Here is a 16,210-nt window from a genome sequence, read left to right on the forward strand (position 1 = left end):
AACGGCGTAACGGCGCGCTTTGCACTCATCACAGCGCGCTCTGCACGATGCCGCCGTCCACCGGGATGGCAGTGCCGGTCAGGTAACGTGCGCGCTCTGAGGCCAGGAAGACGATCAGGTCGGCGACCTCGTCGGGCCGGGCGAAGCGGCCGAGCGGGATGCCGGCGGCGATGCCGGCCGCGGTGTCCTCCGCGTTTCGGCCCTGGGCGGCGGCGCGGGCGCCGACCACCTGGGTCATCCGGTCGGTCGCCGTCCAACCGGGGCAGACGGTGTTGACCAGGATGTTCTCCGGCGCCAGCTGCGTCGCCATCGTCTTGGCCCAACCCAGCGCTCCCAGCCGCAGGCTGTTGGACAGCATCAGCTCGCCGATCGGCTGCTTGACAGAATAGGAGCTGATGTTGACGACCCGCCCCCAACGCTGCCGCCGCATGTGGGGAAGCACGGCGCGGGTAGCGTTGACCGCCGACATCAGCGTCAGGCGGAAGGCGTCCTCCCAATCGGCGCCGCTCAGCCCCTCGAAGGAACCGGGTTTCGGACCGGCGGCGTTGTTGACCAGGATGTGGATGGTGCCGAAGGCGCCGGCGACCTCGCCAACCAGCCGCTCCACCGTATCCGCGTCGCCAACGTTGGCACGGACCGCCAGCACCGGGGCACCGGCCGCTTCCAGAAGCGCCCTCGCCGCCTCCAGCCGGCCGGGGTCGCGGCCGCAGATGGCGACGGCGCAGCCTTCGCGCGCGAAACCCAGCGCCGCCGCCCGTCCGATGCCCTGGCTGCCGCCAAGCACCAGCGCGACCTTGCCATTCAGTCCCAAATCCATCGCTGTGTTCTTCCTTTTCCGGATGCGGCGGCCCGTCAGCCGCGCGGGCGCTTGCTGACGACGGTTCCGGCCTCGGGTTGGAAATAGCAGCGCTCGGGCTTGTAGGTGCCGCTCGCCACGGTGATGCCCCAGCTTCCCTGCTCCAGCGCCATGAAGCCGTGGATGTCGGCGGGCGGGGCGATCACCACGCTGTCGCCCGGCTCCAGCACGCGGTCCTCGACCACGGTCAGATCCGCCTTGCCGGGAACCGAGCCGTCGTCGCGCCGCTCGTAGACGGTGTGCTTCACCCGGCCCCGGTAGATCGCCATGCTTTCCCAATTGCCGTGGTCGTGAACGGCGATGGGCTGGCCGTCGGGCAGCTCGAACAGCAGGATCGACAGGTCGCCGTCGTAGTAGAGGTACTGGGAATTCGCGACATGGTTGCCGATGCGCGGCACGCCGGCCGTGCACAGGTCGGGGCGGGCGGCAAGCGCCGCCAGCGGTTCGCGCAGTGCTGCCGTCAGGCGTGCGGTGTCGTGTCCGTGCGTCTCGATCGCCCGGATGACCGCCTGGGCGCAGGCGCGGATGGCTGTGCCGGTCTCGGGGGTGACGGCCATGGTGGGTCCTCCTGAAAGACGGTAGTCAGAGCGTCGCGAGCAGGCGGCGGGTTGCGGCGACGGCGCGCGCCACGCGGGCCGGCGCCTCCATCGTCCGCGCCAGGGAGGCGGTCGGGATTTCGAGGGCGAGCGGCAAGCCGGGCGGAAGCGCGCGCAGCAGCCCGGTCAGGTCGATGCCGCCTTCGCCCGGAAACAGCCGCTCCTTCACCGCCGTGTGCAGCAGGGACTCGCGGTCGGCCGCATGCTCGCGCGGGGCGTCGCAGAGATGCATGTAGGCGAACAGGCCGGGCGGGATCGCCGCCACCTCGGCCGGCGTGCCGCCGGAGCGGTCGTAATGCAGCGCGTCGAGCGCGATGCCGATGTTCGGCCGTCCCACCCGGCCGATCAGCCGGGCGGCGGCGGCGGCGCTCGGCACGCTCATCCAGGGCACGAACTCGAACTGCACGGTCAGGGCGAAGCCGGCGGCGTCGTCGCAGAGCCGCCCCAGCCTCGCCGCCAGCCGCCCCGCGTCGGGGTCGTCGCCGGTCGCCAGCACATGGCGGGCGCCCAGCTCGGCCGCGGCCTCCATGAAGGGGCGGAAGGCGTCGAGGTCGGTGTGGGGCAGGACACGGGCGGTGTTGGCGTCGAGCGCGGTGACGCCGCGGTCGGCCATGCGCCGCTTCATCTCGCGCCGCAGGGCGGGGTCGGCCAGCAGCGGCATCGGATCGCCGTCGGGCTGGCCGCCCAGCAGGCGCAGGCCGACATGGGCGCAGCCCTGGTCCGCCGCCACCGTCACCATCTCGGGCGGCGACAGCTCCGGCACCGTGTAGTAGGAGAGCGACAGCGGGTTCATGCCGCGCCCTCCGCCGCCGGGATGGCAGACGGGGCCGGACGGACGCCGCCATACTGCGCCCAGGTGCCGGCGACGTGCCATCCGGCATCCACCACAAGATTGACCCCGGTGATTGCCGACGCCCGGTCGGAGGCCAAGAATTCGATGCTTTCCGCCACCTCGCGCGGCTGCACGATCCGGCCGAGCGCCGTGAATTCGGCCGGATCGGCGGCGTAGCGGCCCGACCGGATCCGTTCGACCACCCGCGGCACCAGCGTCGAGCCGGGCGAGACGCAGTTGACCCGCACCCCGGCGCGGCCCCACTCCCCGGCGAGGTTCAGCGTCAGGCTGACCACCCCCGCCTTGCTGGACGCATAGGCGTGGACCGGTACCGAACCAATGGCGGCGATCGACGCGATGTTGACGATGCTGCCCCGTCCCTGCCGCGCCATGCGGGTGCCGAAGGCGCGGTTGGCGTAATAGGTGCCGGTCAGGTTGACGTGGACCGTGCGCTCCCACACCTCCAGCGGCAGCTCGGCGGGCGGCAGCACCGGCTGGAAGACCGCGGCGGCGACCACCAGCGCGCCGACCGGGCCATGCGCCGCCTCGATGGCGGCGGCGACCCGCTCGACCGCGCCGGCGTCGGCGATGTCGAGCGCCAGCGCGGCGCCGCCGATCTCGCCGGCCACCCGCTCCGCAGCATCCGGGTCGAGGTCGGCGACCGCCAGCCGCCAGCCGCGCGACGCCATCAGGCGGGCGGTCTCCTCCCCGATGCCGTTGCCGCCGCCGATGACGACGGCCAGCGCGCCGTCCGCGGCCGGAATTTGCTGGGTCATGGCGGAATACCCCGTCACTTGCGCAGGTCGGCGGCGAGGAAGGAGTTGTCCAGCACCTTCGACCAGTCCACCGGGCCGGACCATTCGCCCATGCGCTCCATGCCCTTGACCCAGATGTTCAGGCCGTCCATGTCGAAATCGCCCTGGCTCCAGTACTTGATTGCCGCCATGCGCTTCATTGAGGTGGTGGCGACATCGACCGGCAGCGTGTCGCCGTAGCGTTTGGCGACCATCTTCGCGGCCTCCTCCGGGTTCTCGTAGATGAAGTTCACCGCCGAGCGCCAAGCGGCGAGCAGCCCGCGCAGCTGGTCAGGGCTCTTGCGCATGAAGTCGCCGGTGGCGACGCCGACGGTCGGCGTCATCGACGGCAGGTTCTCCAGCGAGAAGGCGACTTTGTAACGGTCCTTGCGGGCGCTGTAGAGCGGCTCCAGGATCAGCGCCGCGTCCACTCCGCCCTGCTCCAGCGCCGACAGGCCGGAGCCGACGGAGCCCAGCGCGACGATGTCGGCCTTGCCGGGGAAGCCGGCCGCCTCGAAGGCCATGACGACCATCAGTTCGCTCGACGATTTCGGCGCGGTGATGCCGACCTTGCGGCCGACCAGATCCTTGACCGAGGAGACGCCGCTGTCCGGCCGCGTCACCCATAGCAGGTCGTCCACCCGGCGGATCGCGGTGTGAACGATGCGGATGTCCATGCCCTGCCTGATGCCGGCCAGCGCGGTGGAGGTGCTGACGATGCCGTAGCCGAGCCCGCCGCCCACCATGTTGCGGATGCCGGTGCCGCCGCCGACCGAGCTCATCACGTCGGTGACGTCGACGCCGTTCTTCTTGTAGTCGCCCCGCTCCAGCGCCACGGCGATCGGGGCGGTGTTCAGCAGGGCGCCGTAATGGGACGCCATGATCTCCAGCGCATGGGCCTGCGGCGCCGAGGCCAGCAGGCCGCCGATCAGCGGCACCGCCGCCAGCGCGCGGGTCAGGAATCGGGTGATGGTCATGGCGTCCCTCCGTTGAAGATCTTGTCTTTTCTGAGCAGGCGGCGGGCGTTGCCGGCCAGCGCCGGCGACACGGCGCCGTGGTGTCCGTCCTCCGGCTGGTCCCAGCCGGCGAAGTTGGTGCCGAAGACCAGCCGGTCCGGTCCAACCACCTGGGTCAGCAGCGCCAGCGCACGGTCGTCGTTCAGGTGCGTGTCGAACCACAGCCGCGACAGCATCTCCTCGAAGGCGCCATCCTTCTTCATCGACTGGCTGGCCCACGGGCGCTTCATGCCGGCCTGCGCCAGCCGTCCGGCGGTAAAGGCGGCGGCACCGCCGCCATGGCTGATCCAGACGTCCAGCCTGGGGTGGCGTTCCAGCACGCCGCCGAAGATCAGGGTGGCGACGGCGATGGTCTCCTGCGCGGCGAAGCCGATGATGACGTCGAGGTCGAATCGCTTCAGCGAAGGATCGCCGGGCGGACCGTCGATGCCGGCCGGGGCCGGATGCAGGAACAGCGGCACGTCCAGCCGGACGAACGCCTCGTAAAGCCTGTCGAACTCCAGGCTGTGCAGCGGCTCGCCCGCGAATTCGGTGCCGGTCGCCGCCCCCCACAGGCCAAGTTCGGTGACGGAGCGCTCCAGTTCCTCCGTCGCGGCGCGCGGATCCTGCATCGGCAGGGCGGCCAGTCCGCCCAGCCTGTCGGGATAGCGCCCGACCAGCTCCGCCAGCGCGTCGTTGTGGCGGCGGCAGAAGGAGACGGCCGACGGCACGTCGATGTGGTGGAAGTAATTCAGCGGACTGGCCGACAGCACCTGGAAATCGATGCCGGCCTGATCCATGCGGCGCAGCCGCAGCTCCGGGTCGGTGAAGGGGCTGTTCAGGTGGCGGACGCCGCTCAGCCGGTAATTGCCGACGCGGTACCAGGGCTGGCCATTCTCGTCGACACCATGCTCCGGCCCGTGGATTCCGGCGGCGCCGTTGGTGGCCTCCAGACGGACATGGGCATGGACGTCGATCAGCGTCGCGGTTTCGATGGGCATGACAGGGTCCTTTCCGCCGGACTGGCCGGCGGCCGGGAATAAGGTGACGGGCGAAAGCGGGACGTGGGGCGGAGGCGGGCGCCGCTCAGGCGACCCGGTGCATCCGGTTGTCGAGCGCGAGCAGCGCGCTGTTGACCGCCAGGGCGAACAGGCCGATCAGCACGGTGACGCTCATCATCGTCGCGGTGTCGTTGACGCTGATGCCGTTCATGATCATGAAGCCCAGCCCGCGCTTGGACGCGAACATCTCGCCGACCATCACGCCCAGCAGGGTGATGGAGAAGCTGATGCGCAGGCCGGTCACGATCTCCGGGACCGTCGCCGGCACCAGGATCGCGGTCAGCGTCTGCATCCGCGTCAGCCGCATGGCGCGGGCCGAGCGCCGCAGCACCGGGTTCATGGCGCGGATGGCCCCCATCGTCACCAGCATCATCGGGATGAAGCCGTGCAGCGTGCCGAAGGCGACCTTCGCCGGCATGCCCAGCCCGAACAGCAGCAGGATCACCGGATAGAGCGTGACCTTGGGAATGGCGTAGAGGGTGACGAACAGCGGTTCCAGCACGTCCGACAGCGACCGGTTCGCGCCGATCAGCACGCCCGCCAGCCCGCCGCCGATGCAGGAGATCAGCAGCGACAGCCCCAGCGCCTTCGCGGTCTCCGCCACGTTTTCCCAGAAGGACGGATTGCCGAACAGGACCATCAGCCGGTTCAGGGTGACGGCGGGCGAGGCCAGGGCCTCGTCCCCTGCGAGCCCGTGGAACAGCTGCCAGCCGCCCAGGATCAGCAGGGCAATGACGGCGGCGGCCACCAGCTTCTCCCCGCCCCCGGCGGTGTCACGGGCGGCGCCGACGCGGCCGGCGCCGGAGCGGTGGCGCACTCGCTGTTCCGCCCAGTGCAGCAGGACGGTCAGGCTCGACACGAACACCACCACGAACAGCAGCAGCGCGTACATTGTCTGGTCCTGGAGATTGTTGTACGCGAAGGCGATGGAGTAGCCGAGCCCGCTGCCGGCCAGGATGAACTCCGCCCCGATGACGCCTGTCACCGAATAGCTCAACGCCAGCTTCACCCCGGTGAAGATGTGTGGGCCAGCCGCCGGAAGCTGGATCAGCAGCGCGTCCTGGAAACGGTCGAGGCGATAGGTGCGGCCGACCTTGCGCAGCACCGGCGGGATGCGGTCCAGTCCCGACAGCGTCGCCGTCACCATCGCCATCACCGCGTAGAGGAAGCCCATGGCGATGATCGGCAGCGCGTTCATGCCGAGCAGAACGATGAACAGCGGATACAGCACGAAGAACGGCAGGGCGTAATAGCTGGCGATCAACGGCTCCACGGCCCGGCGCACCCGCGGCAGGGCGTGAAGCGTGACGCCGCCGGCGAATCCCGCCACCATCGCGGCGACGGCGGCGGCGAAGATGTTGCGCAGGGTGAAGCCGATCTGCGTCCAGAACCCGTCGGTTCCCATCAGCCGGACCAGCTCGGTCAGCATCTCCGACGGCGGGATCATGGTGCCGCGCCCGACATAGCCCAGGCGGCAGGACGCCTCCAGTGCCAGGACGGCGGAGGCGGTGATCAGCAGGCGCTGGATGCCGGCGCGCGTCATCCCGCGACCCTCCGCTGGCTTGCCATCGCCTTCAGCGATTCCTCGCGCAGCGTGTTCCACAGGCGGGTGGTGACGTCGCCGAAGGCGGGTTCGGCGGCGATGGCGCTGGTCCGGTCGCGCGGCCAGCCGGTCTCGACGATCTCGATGAAGCGGCCCGGACGCGACGACATCACGCCGATGCGGTCGGACAGCATCGCCGCCTCGTCCAGCGCGTGGGTGATGAGCAGTACGGTTGCCCCGCTGGCCCGCCACAGCCGCAGCAGCTCGTCGCCCATCAGCAGGCGCGTCTGCTGGTCGAGCGCGCCGAACGGCTCGTCGAGAAGGACAAGGCGCGGACGCATCACCAGCGTGCGGGCGATGCAGACGCGTTGGCGCATGCCGCCGGACAGCTGGTTGGGATAGGCGTCGGCGAAGTCGTTGAGACCCATGAAATCGATGGCATGGCGCACGCGGTCCTCCGCCTCGGCGCCACGGAAGCCGGCACGGCGCAGGCCGAAGCCGATGTTGTCGCGCACCGTCAGCCAGGGGAAGGACGCATCCTCCTGGAACACCACGCCGACCCCATCGGGAACCGTGCCGCGCACGCGCTTGCCTTCGAAGGTGATGGTGCCGTCGGTGGGACTGCTCAGCCCGGCCAGCACGTCGAGCAGGGTGGATTTCCCGCAGCCGGACGGTCCGACGATGGAGAAGAACTCTCCCCGGCGCAGTTCCAGATCGACCGGCCCCAACGCGTGGACGGCGGTTCCGAAGATGCGGGTGACACCGGTCATCACCGCATGGCTTCCGGCCACCGAGCCGCTGGCCCCCTGGGAGCGGCCGAAGGGTATGGGGTGCGCCGGATGGGACGTCCCTGCCGCATCCTGGGGAACCGGTGCTCTTTCTGACGATAGGCCACGCATGGGCTGCATCTCCCTCCCGGTGTCGGGCGTTCGGCGTTTCGCCTGAATTCTGTTTGTTTTGTAAGCATACAAATGCAGCCCGCCGGCTCTGTCCAGGACAGCTTTGGACCACCCCCATACAAAAATTGTTTGCCCTCCCCCGCCTCCGGTGCGAGGCTTCGAGCCGTGTCCGTGGCGCACCGTTCTGCCATTGCTTCGAGGCAAGCGACGCGCACCGCCGCAACGATGGATCCCAAACAGATGCGCAGCCGCCAGCTTGAAAGCTTCATCCTGGTGTGCGAATTGGGCAGCATCAGCAAGGCCGCGCTGGCGCTGAACATCGCGCAGCCGGCATTGGGGGTCCAGATCAAGGCGCTGGAAAGGGAGTTCGGCGTGCCGCTGTTGGTGCGCACCGTCACCGGGACCCACCCCACCCCGGCCGGTCTCCTCTTCCTGGAAGAGGCGCGGCTGATGGTGCGGCGCCTGGAGGATTTGAAACGCTCGCTGCGCGAGGTTGCCGGGCAGGTTCCAAGAACACTGGCCGTGGGACTGACCCCCAGCCTGTCGGGGCTGCTGGCCGGCAGGCTGATGGAGCGGCTGCGCGGCGCCCTGCCAGGTGTCGAACTGAAGCTGTTCGAGGAACTGAGCCACGCCCTAATTGGTCATGTCTCCTCAGGCAAACTGGATCTTGCACTGGCCTATACGGTGCCGCGCAGCCGCATGCTGCATCGGGAACCGCGGCTGAACGAGGCGCTATGCCTGATCACCCATCCGGGCTCTCGCTTCGACGGGACCGGCCCATTGTCACTGGCGGCCATCGCCGACGCCGAACTGGCGATGCCCAACGAGGGGGATCTGGTCCGGCGTCTGGTCACCGACGCGATGACCGCGCGCGGGCTGGTACCGAATGTCGCCTTCTCGCTGGAATCGATGCAGGCGATCAAGGACATGGTCCGGCGTGGACTGGCCTGCGCGATCCTGCCGCACAGCGCCGTGGCGGAGGACATCCAGGCGGGCGCCCTGGTGATCCGGCCGATCTGCGACCCGGCGCTGATGCGAACGCTGTTCCTCATTCATCCCGCCGGAAGCGAAATGAATGCCGCCACCGCACAGGCGCTGCGCATCATCGACGGGCTGCTCGACGAATTGAGGCGCGAGGACCGGAACTTCACCGTCGCGACGGAACAGGATTGATGTCCTCCGCCGGAAGTGACGTCCCGACGGAGGAGGCCACTGTCAGCGAATGCGCTCCAGAACACCGGCGCAATTGGCGACCGCCGTCCCGCCCATGTTGAAGACGCCACCCAGCGCGGCGTCCTTCACCCGGATCGGCTCCGGCATCTTGCCGCACAGCTGCATAGCCGGCAGCACATCCTATGCACCGGCAACCAGACGCTCGCGCAGTTCGCGCTTCAGCACCTTGCCGTAATTGTTTTTCGGCAGGCCGTCGACGAACAGGTAGCGCTTGGGCCGCTTGAAGCGGGCGATGCTGGCGTTGCAGTGGGCGTCGAGACTGTCGGGGGAAATCTCGCGGCAGGGTTCGGCGACGATGAATGCGACGACGATCTCGCCCCATTCCGGATCGGGTTGGCCGGTGACGCAGACCTCGGCGACGTCCGCATGGCGCAGCAGCACCTCCTCCACCTCGCGCGGATAGATGTTGGTGCCGCCGCTGATGATGACGTCCTTCGACCGGTCGCGCAGCGTCAGGTAGCCGCGCCGGTCGAAGGATCCCATGTCGCCGGTGTAGAGCCAGCCGTCGCGCAGGGCCTCGGCCGTCGCCTTGGCGTTGTTCCAGTAGCCGGCCATCACCACGTCGCCGCGGCAGACGATCTCGCCCACCTCGCCGGGGTGCAGCGGCCGGCCTTCGGCATCCACCACGGCCACCTCGACGCCGCTGCGGGCGAAGCCGACGGAGCCCAGCACCGCGTCGTCATCGGTGGCATGGTCGCGGCGGCGCAAGGACGTGATGGTCATCGGCGCCTCGCCCTGGCCATAGATCTGGGCGAAGACCGGACCGAAGATCGCGAGCGACCGCCACAGTTCCTCCACATACATCGGGCCGCCGCCATAGACGATGGAGCGCAGATTCGCCGGCCGGCGCCCGCTGCGCTCCGCCTCCAACCGCAGCCGCTGCACCATGGTCGGGGCCAGGAAGGCGCCGCAGCCGGGATGATGGTCGCAAAGCTCAAGGAATTCTGCCGGTTCGAAGGCCGAGGAGGCCGGAACCACCTGCCGGGCACCGCGGGCGACATAGGCCGCCATGTACAGGCCGGAGCCGTGCGACATCGGTGCGGCATGCAGCAGGCTGCACTCCTCGTCCACCGCCTCGACATCGGCAAGATGGGCGATGGTCATGGCCAGCAGGTTGCGGTGGGACAGCATCGCCCCCTTCGACCGGCCGGTGGTGCCGCTGGTGTAGAACAGCCAGCCCAGCGCCTCCGGGTCTGGGTTCACCGGTCCGGCCCATTCCTCCCCTGCCGCCAGCGCCGCATGGTCCGCCCCGCCGATGACGATGCGGCGGCAGGACGCCGCCGGCGACCCGGTCAGCGCCTGTTCCAGCCCGCCGGCCAGCTTGGGCGAAACGAAGATGGTGGACGCCGCGGAATCCTCCAGGATCTGCACCAGCTCGCGCGGGTGCAGCTTGGCGTTGACCGGCGTCGCCGCCATCCCGGCCGCCCAGATGGCGAAGAGCAGCTCGACATAGTCCGGCACATTCTCGCTGGCGATGGCGATCCGGTCGCCCGGTTGTCCCGACGCGCGCAACCCGCCGGCGATCCGCAACGCGCGCGAGCGCAGCTCGGCAAAGCTGTGGACCGGTTCGGTCCCGCGGAACACCGCCCCGCGGTCGGGATGGCGGGCCGCCGCCTGATCGAGGAGGGAGAAGAGATTCACCGGCACTGTTCCCTTGTTGGACTGGTCCACTGCGTCGAACGGCGGATCGTCCGTTCGTGTTACAAATATTCTGGCCTCTTCGGCGTGAAGATGTCCAGGTTCAGAAGCGGCTCGTCGCCGACGACCGCCTTCCAATGCTCGACCTTGGGCGGAATGGCGAGCAGGCCGTTCGGGCCGACCGGATGCTGCTCGCCATCGACGTGGGAGCGGGTGGTGCCGGCCAGGATGAGGACGATCTGCTGATGCACATGGCTGTGCGGACGCGGCTCGTGGCCGGGCATCACGCGATGCTGCGCCAGAATGGCGACTGCCTGTATCACGCCCGGCATCAGCCCGCCGAGGAACGCGCCGAAAGGCCGGCCAAAGCCGCCGATGATGGCGGCGACGGCGCCCAGCGGGGAATGGAACATCGACCACGACCCCATGCCGTCCATGGGCGCCGAGGATTTCGCCTTCATGCTGAAGGAGCGGCCGGGCTGCTACAGCTGGCTCGGCAACGGTCCGGCCGAGGGCGGCTGCCTGCTGCACAATCCGGCCTACGACTTCAACGATTCCAATCTCGCCATCGTCGGCGCGGGCATGACCGGCCTCTCAACCGCGATCGACCAACGCCTATGCCGATGACCTCTGGCCGGGCCCGCGGCGCCCCATTGTCCCGGTGCTGAATTTCCAGATGGTGACGGAACCGTTTCCGGCCTGGCTGAGCGACAGCGTGCTTCCCTCGGACATGGCCTGCGCTGAAGGCACTACGCCCCCAGCAATCCACGGGCCTGCAGGTCGGCGAACCGGCCGGCATGGGCGACGCGGCCGCCATCCAGGATCAGGATCCGGTCGGCGCCGCGGATGGTCTCCAGCCGGTGGGCGATGACGATCCGGGTGCAGTCCAGCGAAGTCAGGGTGCGGATGGTCGCCGCCTGGGTGGCGTTGTCGAGCGCGCTGGTCGCTTCGTCGAGGATCAGGACGTCGGGCTTGGTCACCAGCGCGCGGGCAAGCAGCAGCCGCTGCACCTGTCCGCCCGACAGCGTGCGCGACGCATCGGCGATTGGCGTGCGCACGCCCAGCGGCATCGCCCGGATTTCGTCGGCGATGGCCGACGCCGCCAGCGCGTCCCAGATTTCCGCCTCGGTCGCGCCGCTCAGGCCGCGCACCACGTCGATCAGCGCACCCGGCGGCAGTTGCGCCCCCTGCAGCACGGTGCCGACCCGCCGCCGCAACAGCCCGAGATCGAGCGAGGACAGGTCGTTGCCGTCATAGGTGATGCTGCCCACCCGCGGCCGTTCCAGCCCTAGCAACAGCCGCACGAGCGTGGATTTGCCGCAACCGGACCGGCCGAGGATCGCCACATACTCGCCGGCAGAGATGGAGAGATTGAGATTGGCGAAGACCGGGGTCTCCGCCTGGGCATAGTTGAAATACAGCCCGCTGACCGCAATCTGGCCGGACAACCGGCCGGGATCGATGCGCCCCAGCGCCGGTTCCGGCGCGCATTGCAACACCGGATCGGCGAAGCCGCGGGCGGCATAGACTTGATAGAAGGCGCCGAAGCTGTCACCCAGCGCAGCCGCCGCCCCGTTGGCGATCATGTAGGCGGTCATCATCGCGACGATGCTGGCACTGTCGGTCCCGGCGGCGTGGAAGACCAGGAACAGCGCCGCCATCGCCAGCACCGGCAAGGCGGCGTTGACCGACGCCATGCGGCCCTCGATCTTCTGCACCTCCATGCGCTTCTCGCGCATGCCGATGAAGCGCTCCGCCCAGTGGGCGAGCGCCCAATGCTCGGCAGCGGCCAGACGCAGCTTGGCGATGCCGGTCAGGAACTGCATCGCCAGGGAATCGGCCTGCCCGTTCAGCGCCTCCCCCACTTTGTAGACCCGTGCCCGCAGCACCGCCGACAGGGCCGCCAGCCCAAGCTGAACCGCCAGAGCCAGCATCGCCACCACCGCGCCGCCGCCATGGAAGGACGCCATGGCGAAGATGCTGGCCACCAGCACGGCGCCGGTCCCGATGCCGGCGACCATGAACCCCTGGGCGGCCAGCGGCAAGGCCATCGCCATGCTCACCCGCGCCGCCATGTCGCCGGCCGAATGCTGGCGCAGCACCGGCATGGGCAGTCGCAGCACCCGATCCCACAGGCCGGCATGCAGCCCGGCCTCGCGCATGGTCTGCATGCTCTGGCGAGTCACCTCGCCGACGAGCTGGATCACCAGCGTGACCGCGGCCACCGCGCCCAGCAGGATTCCCAGTTCCAGCAGGCCGGCATGGTCGCGCGCCGGAACCAGCGACGAAAAGGCGAACTTCATCCCGAACGGCATGGCGAGGCCGAGAAGCGCGCCCAGCGCCGCCACCGCCAGCGTCAGCAGCCAGAAGGCCGGCGGCGTCCGGACGAAGCGCATCAGCGAGCCGACCGTCTGCGGCCGGTCCGGCAGCGGCTCCACCATGGTCCAGGCCGACGGCGACAGCCTGGCGGCGACCGCTGCCGTGACCGGGACCGGCTTGGCGCCTTCGCCGGCCAGCATTTCGTAACCGCGCCGGTTCGGCAGCAGCGCCACCGGCATGCCGTCCAGCCTCGCCCCGACCAGCGGACCGAGTGGGCGGCGCCACCAGCCGTCCATCAGCGTCACCGGACGGATGTGCAGGCCGGAGGCACGGGCGATCTCCTCCATCGTCGGCTGCACGTCGAGATCGCGTTCGCGCAGCAGAGTCGGCCGGCGCAGCCGCAGGCGCGGGTTGGTGCGGGCGGCGACCGCGCTCATCGCGGCGAACAGCGGATCGTGATGGCCGCCGTCCGACCGCGCCGGCGGCTTGCGGGCATGGTCGAGCAGACGGCCGGCCAGATGGACGAAACGCTCGCCCTCCTCCGCCTCGCGCACGCCGCGCAGCGACAGCCGCCCGGCCTCGTCCGCTTCGGCCAGACCGCGGGCGCCCATCAGCATCTCACCGCAGGCGGCGGTCAGCGCATGGATGCCGGTCAGCGCCGCGGGCAGGTCGCGCTGCAAGGGACGGCGGCCGAAGACGATGCGCATCGGCCCCGCGGCCTTCAGCCACGCGCGCGGCGGCAGCGGCATGATGCCCTGGACCATCTCCTGTTCCAGCAGCAGGGCGCCGGGCGCGGGGACGGCGCACCACAATCCGGCTTCCTGCACCATCACCAGCTGGGATTCGGCCAGTTCGACCGCCGTGCCGCACCGTCCTTGCCGGTCAATGCGCTCGGGATGCCAGAGGATAGCGGCGATGCCGGAAATCAGCATGGACGACCAGGATTCCATCCCGGCCAGCAGGGCGTCCGGTTCGATCTCCTCCAGCGGATCGGCGACGGTCTCCAGCCGCGACCCGGCGGCCGGCACCGCGATCAGCCCCTGCATGAAGCTGTCGATGCCGACGAGAAGACTGCCGGCCGGCAACCGTCCGAGGAACAGGCGCGAGCCGGCATTGGCCCCCATGGCGGCGACAGCGAAGATGTCGGCTTCGCCCTCCTCCAGGAACCACACCGACCCGGCGGGTTCCAGCGCCACGGCCGGCTGCTGGAAGTCGATGACGGGAACGCCGGCCGCCCCCGAGGTATCGGCTGCTGCGACTGCGGTCGCGTCTGCTGATGTCGTCATCGGCGGTTCATCCGGTCAGGCCATGCTCAGCATCAGCGTGGAAAAGGCACCCGCGCGGCGCGCCAGTTCGGCCGGCGGACCGGACTCGACGATCTCGCCGCTCTGCATCACCAGAACCCGGTTGCAATCGCGGATCGCCGTCAGCCGGTGTGCGATCACCAGCATGGTGGACCCCCGGCGGCGCAGGTTGGACAACAACTGGGCCTGGGTGTGGTCGTCCAGGGCGGCGGTCGCCTCGTCCATCACCAGGATGCGCGGGTTCTGCACCAGGGCGCGCGCCATCTCGATGCGGGCGCGCTGGCCGCCGGACAGGTTGGCGCCGCCTTCGCTGACCATGGAGGCGTAGCCGTCGCGGCGGTCGATGATGATGTCGTGGATCACCGCGTCGCGGGCGGCGGCGAACAGCCGCTCGTCCGACACCGTCGGGTCCCACAGCGCGATGTTCTCGCGCACGGTGCCTTCGAACAGCGTCACGATCTGGTCGACGACCTGCACGCTCTGCCGCAGCACCCGGCGCGGAACCTCGCGCAGCGGCTTGCCGTCGAGCAGCACCTCGCCCGACCATGGCTCGTAGAGGCCGGCGGTCAGCAGGGCCAGCGTCGACTTGCCGGAACCGGAGCCGCCGACCACCCCGACCCGCTCGCCCGGTTCGATGGTCAGCGACAGGCCGCGGATCAGCGGCGGCGCCCGGCGCGAATGGCCGAAGGTCACGTCGCGCAGCTCGATCCGCCCGGTCAGCCGGCGCAGCACGGCGGGCGCCTGCTGCGGCTCGGATTGCCGGAACTCCTCGGCGATGGGATGCTGCATGGTGTCGTCGAGCAGGCGCAGATAGGATCGCGCCTCCTGGATGCGGACGCCCAGCTGGACGAGGCGCGACACCGGCGCCAGGAAGGCCGACAGCAGCACCAGGAAGCCCATCATGGCGCCGATGGTCATGCCGCCCTCGGCGACGATGCCGCCGCCGATGGTGACCACCGCGGCCGACGCCGCCCCACCGACGAAGGCCGGCAGCAACCGCAGGATCGCGCGGCGCAGCATCAGTGACTGGCGGATGTTCAGCACGCGGGCATGGCGGGCGACCAGCCGCTCGAACAGCAGCCGCTCCGCCCCTGCGGCGCGATAGGTCTCGATCATGCGCAGCCCCTGCTTGGCGTCGGCACCTTCCTGCGCCGCCTCGTTCAGCAGACGCTGCTGCCCCTCCTCCAGCTGGCGCGACAACAGGGCCAGCGCCAGGGCCAAGCCGGCAGCGGCGACGACGGCGACGAGCGCCAGCGCCGGCTGGTAGAAGGCCATCGCCGCCAAATAGGTCAGTGCAGTCAGGATTGCGAACAGGCAGCCGCCGATCTCGCCCGCCAACAGTTCGGCCAGCCGGTCGCTCTGCATGATGCGGTCGGCGACCGCCGCGGGCCCCCGCTGGCCGAAGAACCCCATCGGCAGCCGCAGCACCCGTTCCATGAAGCCGATGCCGCCCAGCAGGGCCAGACGGGTTTCCAGCCGGTGCAGCACGCTTTTCTGCAGCCAAGTGAAGGTCAGCGTGACTGCGCTGACCGTCAGCATCGCGCCGATCAGCGGCGTCATCCAGTCGGCCAGCCCGCCAACCAGGACGCTGTCCATGAAGATCTGGCGGAAGGCGGGGAACAGCATGCCGGGGATCGCCAGCAGCAGGCTGAGCGCCGCGGCGAACCACACCGCCCCCCAGGATTTGCGCAGCCGGCGGGCGAGGCCGCGCAGCGCGCTGGGGGAGGAGCCGCCCTTGCGGAACTCCGGCCCCGGCGACATCAGCAGGGCGATGCCGGTGAACTGGCGGCGGAATTCGGCATCGTCGACGCGGCGGCGGCCGCGCGCCGGGTCGTTCAGATACCACCAGCGCCCGCGCCGTCCCTCCAGCACCAGGAAATGGTCCATTCCCCAATGCAGGATCATCGGCCCCGCCTGTCCGTGCAACCCCTCCGGCTCGGTGCGCACGCCGCGGGCCTGCAAGCCCAGTTCGCGTGCGGCCTGGACGAGATTGGCGGCGCGGCTGCCGTCGCGGGAGATGCCGCACCGCTCGCGCAGATCCTCCAGCGTCAGCCAGCGGCCGTAATGGGCGGCGACGATGCCGAGCGCCGCGGCGCCGCATTCCGCCGCCTCGATCTGCAGGATCGACGGGGTGCGCATC

At 69.9% G+C, this 16,210-nt stretch carries 14 protein-coding genes and 1 pseudogene; 2 read left to right on the top strand and 13 right to left on the bottom strand.

Annotation, left to right across the window (positions count from 1 at the left end):
* Window positions 1–28: 28 nt before the first annotated feature.
* From FZ983_RS17825 to FZ983_RS17860, 8 genes are all read right to left on the bottom strand, one after another.
* A complete protein-coding gene (locus FZ983_RS17825) occupies window positions 29–817 on the bottom strand; it encodes an SDR family oxidoreductase (RefSeq protein ID WP_149224869.1) in 789 nt (262 codons plus the stop codon).
* A 35-nt stretch (window positions 818–852) separates the two neighbouring features.
* Window positions 853–1,413 (bottom strand): hypothetical protein, encoded by a 561-nt coding sequence (locus FZ983_RS17830; RefSeq protein ID WP_149224870.1) that lies wholly within the window; start codon window positions 1,411–1,413, stop codon window positions 853–855.
* Window positions 1,414–1,438: 25 nt separating this feature from the next.
* Window positions 1,439–2,245, bottom strand: a complete 807-nt coding sequence (locus FZ983_RS17835) for a sugar phosphate isomerase/epimerase (RefSeq protein WP_188092387.1) — start codon at window positions 2,243–2,245, stop codon at window positions 1,439–1,441.
* Window positions 2,242–3,060 carry an SDR family oxidoreductase gene (locus FZ983_RS17840; protein ID WP_149224872.1) on the bottom strand — a complete coding sequence of 273 codons (819 nt, stop codon included), beginning with the start codon at window positions 3,058–3,060 and terminating at the stop codon, window positions 2,242–2,244. Before FZ983_RS17840 ends, FZ983_RS17835 begins: the two co-directional genes overlap by 4 nt.
* A gap of 14 nt (window positions 3,061–3,074) precedes the next feature.
* Window positions 3,075–4,055, bottom strand: coding sequence for an ABC transporter substrate-binding protein (locus FZ983_RS17845; protein ID WP_149224873.1), 981 nt, complete (start codon window positions 4,053–4,055; stop codon window positions 3,075–3,077).
* The gene (locus FZ983_RS17850) at window positions 4,052–5,074 is read right to left on the bottom strand and encodes an amidohydrolase family protein (RefSeq protein WP_149224874.1); all 1,023 of its coding nucleotides are present in this window, start codon (window positions 5,072–5,074) and stop codon (window positions 4,052–4,054) included. The genes FZ983_RS17845 and FZ983_RS17850 overlap by 4 nt, the downstream gene beginning before the upstream one ends.
* An 85-nt stretch (window positions 5,075–5,159) precedes the next feature.
* Window positions 5,160–6,677 (bottom strand): ABC transporter permease subunit, encoded by a 1,518-nt coding sequence (locus FZ983_RS34760; protein ID WP_247883809.1) that lies wholly within the window; start codon window positions 6,675–6,677, stop codon window positions 5,160–5,162.
* Window positions 6,674–7,447: an ABC transporter ATP-binding protein gene (locus tag FZ983_RS17860; protein ID WP_149224875.1), complete on the bottom strand. Its 774-nt coding sequence runs from the start codon at window positions 7,445–7,447 to the stop codon at window positions 6,674–6,676. Before FZ983_RS17860 ends, FZ983_RS34760 begins: the two co-directional genes overlap by 4 nt.
* Window positions 7,448–7,816: 369 nt before the next feature.
* Between FZ983_RS17860 and FZ983_RS17865 the strand changes: the two genes are divergently transcribed.
* Complete coding sequence (locus tag FZ983_RS17865) at window positions 7,817–8,749, top strand: LysR family transcriptional regulator (RefSeq protein ID WP_188092388.1); 933 nt, start codon at window positions 7,817–7,819, stop codon at window positions 8,747–8,749.
* Between the two features lie 42 nt (window positions 8,750–8,791).
* Here FZ983_RS17865 and FZ983_RS35090 read toward each other — a convergent pair whose 3' ends face one another.
* The 3 genes from FZ983_RS35090 to FZ983_RS34765 are packed head-to-tail and all read right to left on the bottom strand — an operon-like array spanning window position 8,792 to window position 10,908.
* Window positions 8,792–8,926 (bottom strand): hypothetical protein, encoded by a 135-nt coding sequence (locus FZ983_RS35090; RefSeq protein WP_282187005.1) that lies wholly within the window; start codon window positions 8,924–8,926, stop codon window positions 8,792–8,794.
* A gap of 3 nt (window positions 8,927–8,929) precedes the next feature.
* Window positions 8,930–10,450, bottom strand: a complete 1,521-nt coding sequence (locus tag FZ983_RS17870; protein ID WP_149224877.1) for an AMP-binding protein — start codon at window positions 10,448–10,450, stop codon at window positions 8,930–8,932.
* 59 nt (window positions 10,451–10,509) lie between these two features.
* The gene (locus FZ983_RS34765; protein WP_348771062.1) at window positions 10,510–10,908 is read right to left on the bottom strand and encodes a cupin domain-containing protein; all 399 of its coding nucleotides are present in this window, start codon (window positions 10,906–10,908) and stop codon (window positions 10,510–10,512) included.
* Here FZ983_RS34765 and FZ983_RS17880 point away from each other — a divergent pair.
* Window positions 10,859–11,074: pseudogene (locus FZ983_RS17880) on the top strand (amidohydrolase); the annotation flags it as partial. The gene FZ983_RS34765 and the pseudogene FZ983_RS17880 sit on opposite strands and share 50 nt — an antisense overlap.
* Window positions 11,075–11,196: 122 nt before the next feature.
* Here the strand turns inward: FZ983_RS17880 and FZ983_RS17890 are convergent.
* Together FZ983_RS17890 and FZ983_RS17895 are read right to left on the bottom strand one after the other, a co-directional pair.
* Window positions 11,197–14,052: an ATP-binding cassette domain-containing protein gene (locus tag FZ983_RS17890; RefSeq protein ID WP_149224879.1), complete on the bottom strand. Its 2,856-nt coding sequence runs from the start codon at window positions 14,050–14,052 to the stop codon at window positions 11,197–11,199.
* 15 nt (window positions 14,053–14,067) lie between these two features.
* Window positions 14,068–16,209: a cysteine peptidase family C39 domain-containing protein gene (locus FZ983_RS17895; protein WP_149224880.1), complete on the bottom strand. Its 2,142-nt coding sequence runs from the start codon at window positions 16,207–16,209 to the stop codon at window positions 14,068–14,070.
* Between the last annotated feature and the right edge of the window lies 1 nt (window position 16,210).

This window comes from Azospirillum sp. B21, from assembly GCF_008364825.1.
Lineage (GTDB): Bacteria > Pseudomonadota > Alphaproteobacteria > Azospirillales > Azospirillaceae > Azospirillum.

Coding starts and splice junctions, on each gene's coding strand:
- FZ983_RS17845 (WP_149224873.1), bottom strand. CDS start 4,055: ATGACCATCACCCGATTCCTGACCCGCGCGCTGGCGGCGGTGCCGCTG.
- FZ983_RS17890 (WP_149224879.1), bottom strand. CDS start 14,052: ATGACGACATCAGCAGACGCGACCGCAGTCGCAGCAGCCGATACCTCG.
- FZ983_RS17835 (WP_188092387.1), bottom strand. CDS start 2,245: ATGAACCCGCTGTCGCTCTCCTACTACACGGTGCCGGAGCTGTCGCCG.
- FZ983_RS17865 (WP_188092388.1), top strand. CDS start 7,817: ATGCGCAGCCGCCAGCTTGAAAGCTTCATCCTGGTGTGCGAATTGGGC.
- FZ983_RS17830 (WP_149224870.1), bottom strand. CDS start 1,413: ATGGCCGTCACCCCCGAGACCGGCACAGCCATCCGCGCCTGCGCCCAG.
- FZ983_RS17860 (WP_149224875.1), bottom strand. CDS start 7,447: ATGACCGGTGTCACCCGCATCTTCGGAACCGCCGTCCACGCGTTGGGG.
- FZ983_RS17850 (WP_149224874.1), bottom strand. CDS start 5,074: ATGCCCATCGAAACCGCGACGCTGATCGACGTCCATGCCCATGTCCGT.
- FZ983_RS34760 (WP_247883809.1), bottom strand. CDS start 6,677: ATGACGCGCGCCGGCATCCAGCGCCTGCTGATCACCGCCTCCGCCGTC.
- FZ983_RS34765 (WP_348771062.1), bottom strand. CDS start 10,908: ATGAAGGCGAAATCCTCGGCGCCCATGGACGGCATGGGGTCGTGGTCG.
- FZ983_RS17825 (WP_149224869.1), bottom strand. CDS start 817: ATGGATTTGGGACTGAATGGCAAGGTCGCGCTGGTGCTTGGCGGCAGC.
- FZ983_RS17895 (WP_149224880.1), bottom strand. CDS start 16,209: ATGCGCACCCCGTCGATCCTGCAGATCGAGGCGGCGGAATGCGGCGCC.
- FZ983_RS17840 (WP_149224872.1), bottom strand. CDS start 3,060: ATGACCCAGCAAATTCCGGCCGCGGACGGCGCGCTGGCCGTCGTCATC.